Genomic DNA, 10,516 nt, shown 5'->3' on the forward strand with positions numbered 1-10,516 from the left:
TTGGTCGGTGGGACGCTAGAAAAGCTGTTCGAGCTGGAACACGAAATTGTTCCACCACTCGGAGACCACGCCCAAGTACGCCTTGCCGACGGTGGAGACCGCCACCGCCGACGCCATCGCCGCGATCGCGGAGAGCACCAGCAGCAGCAGCGACGATCCGGAGATGCTCTGCCGGTAGAGCCGGCTCACCCCCTTGGCGTCGACCAGCTTGCCGCCGACCTTGAGCCGGGTCAGGAACGTGGAGGCCATCCCGCCGCGACCCTTGTCGAGGAACTCGACGAGCGTGGCGTGGGTGCCGACCGCGACCAGCAGCGAGGCGCCCTTCTCGTCGGCCAGCAGCATGGCCAGGTCCTCGCTGGTCGCCGCCGCCGGGAAGGTCACCGCCGGCACGCCGAGGCCGTTGACCCGGGCCAGGCCGGGCGCCCGACCGTCCGGATAGGCGTGCACGATCACCTCGGCGCCGCAGCGCAGCACGTCGTCGGTGACCGAGTCCATGTCGCCGATGATCATGTCCGGCGTGTAGCCGGCCTCCACCAGCGCGTCGGCGCCGCCGTCGACACCGATCAGCACCGGCTTGAACTCGCGGATGTAGGGGCGCAGCACGTCCAGGTCGGCCTTGTAGTCGTAGCCGCGCACCACGATCAGGCAGTGCCGCCCCTGCATCTCCGTCTGGATCTCCGGCACGCCGACGCCGTCGAGGAGCAGGTCGCGCTCCTGGCGGAGGTAGTCCATCGTGTTGGCGGCGAACGCCTCCAACTGGACCGAGAGCCCCTCCCGGGCGTCGGCCATCGACTTGGCCACCGACTCGGCGTCCTGGAGGCTGCCGTGTGCCACCGGCTCGTCGCCGAGGAAGACGGTGTTGCCCTCGATCCGGACGGTGTCGCCCTCGCGGATCCGCTCGAAGACCCCCTCCCCCAGGTCGTCCAGGAGCGGAATGCCGGCGGCGACCAGCACCTCGGGCCCCAGGTTGGGGTAGCGGCCGGAGACCGACGGCTTCGCGTTGAGCACGGCGCCGACACCGACGGCGACGAGCGAGTCGGCGGCGACACGGTCGAGATCGACGTGGTCGATGACCGCGATGTCACCGGGGCGGAGCCGGCCGACCAGGCGTTTTGTCCGGCGGTCGAGGCGTGCGGTGCCGAGGATCCTGCCCGGTTCCGCGTTCCGGGTCCGGCGCAACGTGGGTAGACGCATCGTGACCATCCTGGCATGTGAGGCAGGCAATTCTGTCGCGACATGCCTGAGCAGGGCCGCCTACCCAGGGAAGCACACTAACGCGCAGGCCGGTGTGCCTGTGCTCACAATCGCCGACCTCACGGGCGCCTTTCCCGGGCCGCCACGGCGAGAAGCTCCTCGGCGTGCGCGATACCCAGGTCCGAGTCCGGCAAACCCGCGAGCATCCGGGCCAGCTCCCGGGCGCGCTCGGTGTCCTCCACCACCCGCACCCCGCTGGTGGTCACCGCCCCGCCCGTGTCCTTCGCCACCACCAGGTGCCGGTCGGCGAACGCGGCCACCTGCGGCAGGTGGGTGACGACCAGCACCTGGTGGCTACGGGCCAGCCGGGCCAGCCGCCGGCCGATCTCGACCGCGGCCTGGCCGCCGACGCCGGCGTCGACCTCGTCGAAGACCAGCGTGGGCGGCCCGCCCGAGCCGGCGAAGACCACCTCGATGGCGAGCATCACCCGGGACAGCTCACCGCCGGAGGCGCCGCGCTGCAACGGCAGCGAGGGCGCGCCCGGGTGGGCCAGCAGGCGCAGCTCGACCTCGTCGCCGCCGTCCGGGCCGACGCCGACCTCGGTGCCGTTGACCGGCAGGGTCGGCTCGGCGCGGCCGGCCGCGCGGGGCAGCACCGCCACCTCGATCCGGGCGTGCGGCATGGCCAGCCCGGCCAACTCGACGGTGACCTGCTCGGCGAAGCGGGTCGCCGCCTCCTGCCGCGACGTCGACACCCGGCCGGCCAGGTCGGCCACCTCGCCGGCCAGCCGGGAGGCCTCCCGGTCCAGCTCGTCCAGGAGGTCGTCGGAGGTGTCCAGGTCGGCCAGCCGGGTGCGGGCACGCTCGGCCCAGGCGATCACCCCGTCGACGTCGTCGGCGTACTTGCGGGTGAGCGCACGCAGCGCCGCCCGCCGCTCGTAGACGGTCTGCAACCGGGCCGGGTCGGCGTCCAGCGCGGCGAGGTAGGCCGACAGCTCGGCGGAGACGTCCGTGACGAGGGTCGCCGCCTCCTCCAGCCGCCCCGCCAGCTCACCCAGCGCCGGGTCCGTGCCGGCCTGCGCCTCCAGGGTGCGGCGGGCGGTGCCGAGCAACGCCGCCGCGTCCGGCGTCTCGTCGGTCGCCTCCACGCCGCCGGCCACGCACTGGTGGGCCACCTGCGCCGCGGTACGCAGCCCCTCGGCGTGCTCCAGCCGCTGCGCCTCCGCCTTCAGCTCGTCGTCCTCGCCGGGCTGCGGGTCGACCCGGGTGATCTCGTCGAGGCCGAGCCGCAGCAGGTCCGCCTCCTGGTTGCGCTCGCGGGCGTTGCGCCGCCGGTCGGACAGGTCGTCGACCACCGCGCGCCAGCGGGCGTACGCCTCGCGCAGCGCGTCGAGCAGCTTCTCGTGCTCCGGGCCGGCGAAGCGGTCCAGCGCGGCCCGCTGCTCGGCCGGCCGCAGCAGCCGCAGCTGGTCGGACTGGCCGTGCACCGCCACCGCCTGCTCGCCCACCTCGCCGAGCATCGACACCGGCATGCTCCGCCCGCCCAGGTGCGCCCGGGAGCGGCCCTCCACGGTGACGGTGCGACTCAGCAGCACCGAGCCGTCCTCGTCGGGCTCGCCGCCCGCGTCGGTGATCCGCGCGTGCACGGTGGCGGCGGCGCGGCCCGCGAGCCGCAGCCGGCCCTCGACCACCGCCCGGCCCGGCTGGGCACGCACCCGCCCGGCGTCGGCCCGCCCGCCGAAGAGCAGGCCGAGGCCGGTGACCACCATGGTCTTGCCCGCCCCGGTCTCGCCGGTGATGACGTTCATGCCGCCGGTCAGCGGCAGCGTGGTGTCCTCGATGACGCCCAGTCCGGTGATGCGCAGCTCTTCCAGCACAGCAACCGACAGTAGACGCGGCCCCCGACACTTGACCAGCCGGCGTGCGCGCGCCGGTGCGTCCGCCCGCCGACACCCCACCGGGGCGGCCCGTGTGCGTCGGCCGGACCCCGGGTCAGCGGCGGTTGCCCCGCCAGCCGTGCACGGGCAGGTCGAACTTCGCCACCAGCCGGTCGGTGAACGGGCGGTCCCGCAGCCGCACCACGCGCACCGGCAGCGCACCGCGCCGCACGGTGACCCGCGCCCCGGGCGGCAGGTCGTAGACGCGTCGGCCGTCGCAGGACATCACGGCGAGGGTGGTGAACGGGTCGACGGTGATGACGAACGTGGAGGTGGGCGCGGTGACCAGCGGCCGGCTGAACAGCGCGTGCGCGCTGATCGGCACCAGCAGCAGGGCCTCCACCTCCGGCCAGACCACCGGCCCGCCGCCGGAGAACGCGTACGCCGTCGAGCCGGTGGGGGTCGCGCAGACCACGCCGTCGCAGCCGTACCGCGACAGCGGGCGGCCGTCCACGTCGACCATCAGCTCCAGCATCTGGGCGCGCTCGCCCTTCTCGACGCTGATCTCGTTGAGCGCCCAGGACTCGATGGTCGGGCCGCCGTCGAACTCGGCGGTCACGTCGAGGGTGAGCCGCTCGTCGACGGTGTAGTTGCGCTCGACCACGTCGCGTACCGCGCTGTCCAGGTCGTCGATCTCGGCCTCGGCGAGGAAGCCGACCTTGCCGAGGTTGATGCCGATCAGCGGCACCTTCTCCGGGCGGGCCAGCTCCGCCGCGCGCAGGAAGGTGCCGTCCCCGCCGAGCGCGAAGACGATCTCCGCGCCCTCGGCCGCCTCGAGGCCGGTCACCGGGACCACTCCGGGCAGGTCGAGGTCGTCGGCCTCCTCGGCCACGACCCGCACCTCGAAGCCGGCCGAGATCAGGTCGGCGGCGACGGCGCGGGCGTGCTCGGTGCTGCGCCGGCGACCGGTGTGCGTCACCAGCAGCGCCGTGCGGCTCACCGGGACGGCCGTCCCGTCGCGCCCACGCGGCATCCTCGCGGCACGCCCGCGACCGCGGGGCTCGCCAGTCCACTCACCCGGCCACCTCCTCCGTCGCCGCGTCCGGCTGGTCGCCGGACGGCACCGGGCCACCCGGCCCGGCGGTCACCACCGCGCGCACCCGCTCCGGGTCCGCCGGCGGTGCGTCCCGGCGTAACCATACGAAGAACTCGACGTTGCCGCTCGGCCCGGGCAGCGGACTCGCGGCCACGTCGGCCAGGCCGAGGTCGAGCCGGGCCGCCGCGGCGGCCACGTCGAGCACGGCCTCCGCGCGCAACGACGGGTCCCGGACCACCCCGCCGGCGCCCACCCGCTCCTTGCCGACCTCGAACTGCGGCTTCACCATCAGCGCCAGGTCACCGTCGGGCCGGGTGCAGCCGGCCAGCGCCGGCAGCACCAGCCGCAGGGAGATGAACGACAGGTCGGCGACCGTGAGGTCGACCGGGCCGTCGATGACCTCCGGCGTCAGGGTACGGACGTTCGTGCGCTCGAGGACCCGCACCCGGGGATCGTTGCGCAGCGGCCAGGCGAGCTGCCCGTAGCCGACGTCGACCGCGACCACCTCCGCCGCGTCGGCGCGCAGCAGCACGTCGGTGAAGCCGCCGGTGGAGGCGCCCGCGTCCAGGCACCGCCGGCCGGCCACCGTCAGCCCGGCCGGGGCGAAGGCGGCCAGCGCGCCGGCCAGCTTGTGCCCGCCCCGGGAGACGTACTCCGAGCCGGGGTCCTCGCCGGTGACCAGGAGCGGATCGGCGGGGTCGACCATCGCGGCGGGCTTGCGGGCCGGCACCCCGCGCAGCTGGACCCGGCCGGCCTCCACCAGCGCGGCGGCCTGTTCCCGGGACCGGGCCAGCCCGCGGCGGACGAGTTCGGCGTCCAGCCGGTTACGACGTGCCATGCGTGGTTCTTCTCCGGTCGGTCAGGTCTGGTCGATGGTGGCGAGGGTCTCCCGCAGCGTCTCGTACGCCGCCTCGTACTGCGCGATCTGGTCGGCCGGGGCGAGCGTCGCGGCGTTGGCCATGGCCCGTACGGCGGCGTCCACGGCGGGATGCCGGTCGTCGCCGAGGTCCTCGGCGGACTCCTGCGACGACGGCGGAGCGGGGCGCGGGCCCGGCCGGGCGGCGGGCGGCGGACCGGGGCGGAACGGGCCGGTCGCCGAGCCGTGGCCGGCACCCGGTGGGCCGGGGCGGGCGCCGGGCGGCGGGCCGGGCCGGAAGGGGCCGTTCACGATCCGCTCCCCGCCGGGGCCGGGCGCGTCACGCCTCGTCCTCCGGCGACCGCTTGCGGGCCGGTGCCTTCTTCGCCGGCCGGACCGGCTCCGCGGCGTCCTCGGTCGGGGCGAGGGCCGACGGCGTCCGCTTGGCCACCGTCTTCTTCGCCACGGATTTCTTGGCCACTGCCTTCTTCGCGACGGCCGGCCTCGCCACCGGGGTGGGGGCCGCCGACGTCGGTACGGCCGGTTCGGCCGCGCCCGGGGCAGGCGACGGCCCGGCGCCGGCGGGCACCGGGTGCGCCGACGCCTGGGTGCCGGCGGGCACCGGCGCACCCGGGCCGGTCGGCACCGGCGGGGCGCCGAGGGTCGCCTTGGCGTCCCGGAGCTGACGCTCGAGCTCGTGCACCCGTCGGGTCAGCTCGGCGACCTCGTCGGCGGTGGCGAGCCCCACCGCGCCGAGGGCCCGGTCCACTTCGAACCGCACCAGCTTGGTCAGCGACTCCCGGTTGGCCGCGCCCGTGGAGACCAGCTCCTCGGCGAGGGTCTGCAACTGGGCGGCGGTCGCCCCGCCCGAGCCGACGACCCGGCGAACCGCGTCCTGGGCCTTCTTCCGGGGCGCCTCCGTCAGGCCCATGGCCAGCTCGAGGTAGGCGCGCCACGCGTCCTGCATGCCTGTTTCCTTCCGCGGGGCGGGGGTGTGCAGGTGCCACGCTACCGGGCACCCCGTGACGCCCTGTGCGGTACGGTGCCGGGGACGGCGTGGCGAGCGGTGAGGGGGCGATGGTGGCCAGCGTGGACGAATGCCGGCAGGCGTTGCGGGATCTGGCGGCCCGGCTGGACCGCAACGCGGAGACGGTGCGGGAGAAGGTCGACTTCGACCGGACGCTGGCCTGCCGGATCACCGACCTGGAGACCGCCTTCCACGGCCGGCTCTCCGGCGGCCGCCTGGTCGACCTGGCCGACGGCGACGACCCGAAGGCCAAGATCGCGCTGAGCACCGGCAGCGACGACCTGCTCGCACTGGTCCGCGGCGAGCTCGACATCACCCGGGCGGTCACGTCCCGGCGGGTGTCGATCAAGGCCAACCCGCTCGACCTGATGAAGCTGCGCAAGCTGCTCTGAGCCAACCCGCGCGGGGCCTGACCCGGAAACGCGGGCGTCCGTCAGCGGGACGGAGTTCGTCGGCGGCCGTCAGCGGGATGGAGTTCGGCGTCGGCAGCCGTCAGCGGGATGCAGTTCGGCGTCGGCAGCCGTCAGCGGGATGCAGTTCGGCGTCGGCGGGCGTCAGGCGGACAGGCCGAGTTCGGCCAGTGCTTTCTCCGCCTCGGCCGAGCCGGGACGGATCCGCGCCGGCCGCGCCGACCAGGCGGTCGCGCAGAGCGCCGCCAGGGCGTCCAGCGCGCGCCCCGACCCGGCCAGCTCCAGCGCGTCGTCCCGCGCGGCCACCGACCAACCGCCGGCGTCCGCCGGGCCCGGGACCCGCACCACGGCCGCCGGGTCGAAGAGCCCCGCCAGGTCCATCGAGACGTACGTCGGCCTGCGGTGCGGCGGTGCGGCGAGCAGCTCGGCCGCGTCGCTCACGCCGGTGAGCACCAGCAGGCTGTCCAGCCCGGCCCGCCGGGCGCCCTCGATGTCGGTGTCCAGCCGGTCGCCGACCAGCAGCGTCCGGCCCTCGCCGGCGCGTCGGGCCGCCGTGGTGAACAGGGCCGGCTCGGGCTTGCCGACGACCACGTCGGGATCCCGGCGCAGCGCGGTGCGCAGCACGGCGACCAGGGCACCGTTGCCCGGCAGTGGTCCGCGATCGCTGGGCAGGGCCGGGTCGGTGTTGGTGGCGACCCAGGTCGCGCCGCCGCGTACGGCCACCGACGCCTCGGCCAGGTCCGCCCAGCAGACCTGCGGGCCGAACCCCTGCACCACCGCGACCGGCGACTCGTCGGCCCGGGACACCGGGGTCAGCCCGACCGCGCGCAGCTCGGCCCGCAGAGCCTCGGTGCCGACGACCAGCACCGCGGCGCCGGCGGGAAGCTTGTCGCGAAGCAACTCCGCGGCGGCCGCCGCCGAGGTGAGCACCTCCTCGGGCCGGGCGGGCACGCCCATCCCGGTGAGCAGGTCGGCCACCTCGCTGGAGCGGCGCGAGGCGTTGTTGGTCGCGTACGCCACCGAGCGGCCCTCGGCGTGCAGCCGGCCGACCGCCTCGACCGCGCCGGGGACCGGCCGGTCGATCAGGTAGATCACACCGTCCAGGTCGAAGACGACCAGGGCGTACCCGTCGACCAGCCGTCCCCCGGCGCCCGTCGTCATCGCTGGGCGGTGTCCGACTCGCCGGAGGCGGTGGGCTCGCCACCGCCGGTGGCGGCCCCGCTGTCGTCGCCGCGCGTACCGGCCGCGACGTTGTCCGCCTCGTCGTCGGTCAGCTCGTCGTCGGTCAGGTCGTCCGACGGCACCGCCGCGACCGCGGCCTGCTCGTCGTCTTCGCCTTCGTGCTCGTCCTGCTCGTCGTCCTCGTCGGCGTCGGCGTCGATCGGCTCCGTGTCGCCGGCGAGGTCGGCGTCCGGCCGGGCCGGTACCGCACCCGGGGCGCCGGGGCCGGAGGCGATCGCCTCGGCGGACTCCTCGTCCTCCTCGTCGCCCTCGATCACCACACCGTCGAGCTCCAGCAGCCGCTCGGCGGCGTCGGTCTCGTCCTCGGTGTCGACGTCGGCAGCCCGGGAGAACCACTCGCGAGCCTCGTCACGACGACCGACCGCGAGCAGCGCGTCGGCGTACGCGTACCGCAGCCGGGCCGTCCACGGCTCGGCCGTCTCGCTCGTCAGCTCGGGTACCTGGAGCATGGCCACGGCGGCGTCCTTCTGGCCCAGGTCGCCGCGCGCCCCGGCCGCTACGATCAGCAGCTCGGTCGCCACGGCCTGGTCCAGCTTCTCCCGGTCCGCGCCACGGAACAGGTCGATCGCCCGCTCGGGCCGGCCCAGCGCCCGCTCGCAGTCCGCGAGCACGGCCAGGTGGCTCTGCAACCCGCTCATCCGGTGGTACGTACGCAGCTCCGCGATCGCGGTCTGCCACTCCCCCGCGTGGTACGCGGCCAGGCCGACCGCCTCGCGGACGGCCGCGATCCGGGACGCCAGCCGACGGGCCGCCAGCGCGTGCGCCAGCGCCTCGGACGGGTCCTCGTCGATCAGCTGACCCGTCGCCACCAGGTGCCGGGCGACCGTCTCGGCGACCGGCTTCGCCAGCGAGAGCAGCTCGGCCCGGACGTCCTTGTCGAGGTCGGTCGCGACGATCTCGTCGGGCAGCGCGGGGGCCGCCGTACGCTCCCCCTCCGCCTCCGGACGCTCCCGCCGCTCGTCGCGACGCTCTCCGCCCCGGAAGCCGCCCTCACGACGGTTCCCCTGGCGTTCTCCGCCCCGGTAGCCGCCCTCGCGGTCACCGCCGCGGTAGCCGCCTGGACGGTCGCCACCCTCACGACGGTCGCCACCGCGGTAGCCGCCCTCGCGGTCACCCCCACGGAAACCACCCGGACGGTCGCCACCCTCACGACGGAACCCGCCCTCGCGGTCACCGCCACGGAAGCCACCCGGACGGTCGCCACCCTCACGACGGAAGCCACCCTCACGACGGTCGCCGCCACGGAAACCACTCTCGCGGTCACCCCCACGGAAACCACCCGGACGGTCGCCACCCTCACGACGGTTCCCCTGGCGTTCTCCGCCCCGGTAGCCGCCCTCGCGGTCACCGCCGCGGTAGCCGCCTGGACGGTCGCCACCCTCACGACGGTCGCCACCGCGGTAGCCGCCCTCGCGGTCACCCCCACGGAAACCACCCGGACGGTCGCCACCCTCACGACGGAACCCGCCCTCGCGGTCGCCACCACGGAAGCCACCCGGACGGTCACCGCCCTCACGACGGAAGCCACCCTCACGACGGAAGCCACCCTCACGACGGTCCCCGCCACGGAAGCCACCTTCGCGGTCGCCGCCACGGAAACCGCCTGGACGGTCGCCGCCCTCACGACGGTCCCCACCACGGAAGCCACCCTCGCGGTCACCGCCACGGAAGCCTTCCGGACGGTCGCCACCCTCACGGCGGAAGCCGCCCTCACGCGGCGGACCCGAACGGAAACCACCCTCACGACGGTCCCCGCCACGGAAACCACTTTCGCGGTCACCGCCACGGAAACCACCCGGACGGTCGCCACCCTCACGACGGTCCCCACCACGGAAACCACCCTCACGCTCACCGCCACGGAAGCCTCCCGGACGGTCGCCACCCTCACGGCGGAAGCCGCCCTCACGCGGCGGACCCGAACGGAAACCACCCTCACGACGGTCCCCGCCACGGAAACCACCTTCGCGGTCACCGCCACGGGAACCACCTGGACGGTCGCCACCACGGAAACCGCCTTCGCGGTCACCACCACGGAAACCACCCGGACGGTCGCCACCCTCACGACGGTCCCCGCCGCGGAAACCACCCTCGCGCTCACCGCCACGGAAGCCACCCTGGCGGTCGCCGCCCTCACGGCGGTCGCCACCACGGAAACCACCCTCACGCGGCGGACCCGAACGGAAACCACCCTCGCGACGGTCCCCACCACGGAAACCACCCTCGCGGTCACCACCACGGAAGCCACCCGGACGGTCGCCGGCGTCGCGACGGTCGCCGCCACGGTAGCCACCGGATCGCTCGTCACCGTCTCGACGGAAGCCACCTTCGCGTCGGTCGCCGCCCCGGAAACCCTCACGGTCGCTGCGGAAGCCGCCCTGGCGGTCGCCGGCGTCCCGACGAGGGGCGCCACCGCCGCGGGAATCGCTGTCACGCGGACCGGACCGGAAGCCGCCCTCTCGGCGGTCGCCACCACGGGAGTCGCCGTCGCGGCGGTTGCCGCCAGCGTATCCGCCGCGATCGCCGCCCCGGTCCTCGCGGTACGGGGGCCGGTCGTCGCGACGCGGCGCTCCCTCACGTCCACCCGAACGGTCTTCATAGCGACGGGGACGATCTCCGCCCTGCGATCCTGAACTCACAGGTACATCCTTCCTCATTGCGTCACCTACGACGCTACGCAGTCGAGGGCCGACCCGGATGGGGCGGCCCTCGACTGGAAAAGTTGTCCGGCGGTGTCCTACTCTCCCACACCCTCCCGAGTGCAGTACCATCGGCGCTGGAGGGCTTAGCTTCCGGGTTCGGAATGTAACCGGGCGT

Annotated in this window: 10 protein-coding genes and 1 rRNA gene; 2 read left to right on the forward strand and 9 right to left on the reverse strand. The window is 74.9% G+C overall.

Going from position 1 to position 10,516, the window contains the following annotated elements; genetic code table 11:
- Positions 1-15: 15 nt before the first annotated feature.
- The 6 genes from steA to EV374_RS11595 all read right to left on the reverse strand — a co-directional run bounded on the left by steA (position 16) and on the right by EV374_RS11595 (position 5,990).
- On the reverse strand, positions 16-1,194 hold the full coding sequence (gene steA, locus EV374_RS11570; protein ID WP_132234430.1) for a putative cytokinetic ring protein SteA: 1,179 nt from the start codon (positions 1,192-1,194) through the stop codon (positions 16-18).
- Positions 1,195-1,313: 119 nt separating this feature from the next.
- Positions 1,314-3,071, reverse strand: a complete 1,758-nt coding sequence (gene recN, locus EV374_RS11575) for a DNA repair protein RecN (RefSeq protein WP_132234432.1) — start codon at positions 3,069-3,071, stop codon at positions 1,314-1,316.
- A 115-nt stretch (positions 3,072-3,186) separates the two neighbouring features.
- Positions 3,187-4,104 (reverse strand): NAD kinase, encoded by a 918-nt coding sequence (locus EV374_RS11580; protein WP_132234434.1) that lies wholly within the window; start codon positions 4,102-4,104, stop codon positions 3,187-3,189.
- A gap of 40 nt (positions 4,105-4,144) precedes the next feature.
- Positions 4,145-5,005: a TlyA family RNA methyltransferase gene (locus EV374_RS11585; protein ID WP_132234436.1), complete on the reverse strand. Its 861-nt coding sequence runs from the start codon at positions 5,003-5,005 to the stop codon at positions 4,145-4,147.
- A gap of 21 nt (positions 5,006-5,026) precedes the next feature.
- On the reverse strand, positions 5,027-5,335 hold the full coding sequence (locus EV374_RS11590; protein WP_132234438.1) for a hypothetical protein: 309 nt from the start codon (positions 5,333-5,335) through the stop codon (positions 5,027-5,029).
- Positions 5,336-5,363: 28 nt separating this feature from the next.
- Positions 5,364-5,990, reverse strand: coding sequence for a hypothetical protein (locus tag EV374_RS11595; protein ID WP_132234439.1), 627 nt, complete (start codon positions 5,988-5,990; stop codon positions 5,364-5,366).
- 113 nt (positions 5,991-6,103) lie between these two features.
- Between EV374_RS11595 and EV374_RS11600 the strand changes: the two genes are divergently transcribed.
- On the forward strand, positions 6,104-6,442 hold the full coding sequence (locus EV374_RS11600) for an SCP2 sterol-binding domain-containing protein (protein WP_132234479.1): 339 nt from the start codon (positions 6,104-6,106) through the stop codon (positions 6,440-6,442).
- A gap of 162 nt (positions 6,443-6,604) precedes the next feature.
- On the opposite strand, the gene EV374_RS11605 is transcribed toward EV374_RS11600, so the two are convergent.
- Positions 6,605-7,621, reverse strand: a complete 1,017-nt coding sequence (locus EV374_RS11605) for an HAD-IIA family hydrolase (RefSeq protein ID WP_132234441.1) — start codon at positions 7,619-7,621, stop codon at positions 6,605-6,607.
- Entirely contained in the window at positions 7,618-8,496 is an 879-nt protein-coding gene (locus tag EV374_RS11610; RefSeq protein WP_486485712.1) for a tetratricopeptide repeat protein, read from the reverse strand. The genes EV374_RS11605 and EV374_RS11610 overlap by 4 nt, the downstream gene beginning before the upstream one ends.
- Between EV374_RS11610 and EV374_RS33355 the strand changes: the two genes are divergently transcribed.
- Complete coding sequence (locus EV374_RS33355; protein ID WP_486485706.1) at positions 8,389-10,332, forward strand: hypothetical protein; 1,944 nt, start codon at positions 8,389-8,391, stop codon at positions 10,330-10,332. The genes EV374_RS11610 and EV374_RS33355 overlap by 108 nt on opposite strands.
- Before the next feature lie 91 nt (positions 10,333-10,423).
- Here the strand turns inward: EV374_RS33355 and rrf are convergent.
- Positions 10,424-10,516 (reverse strand): 5S ribosomal RNA (rrf, locus tag EV374_RS11615); the annotation flags it as partial.

The sequence above is a fragment of the Micromonospora sp. CNZ303 genome (assembly GCF_004345505.1).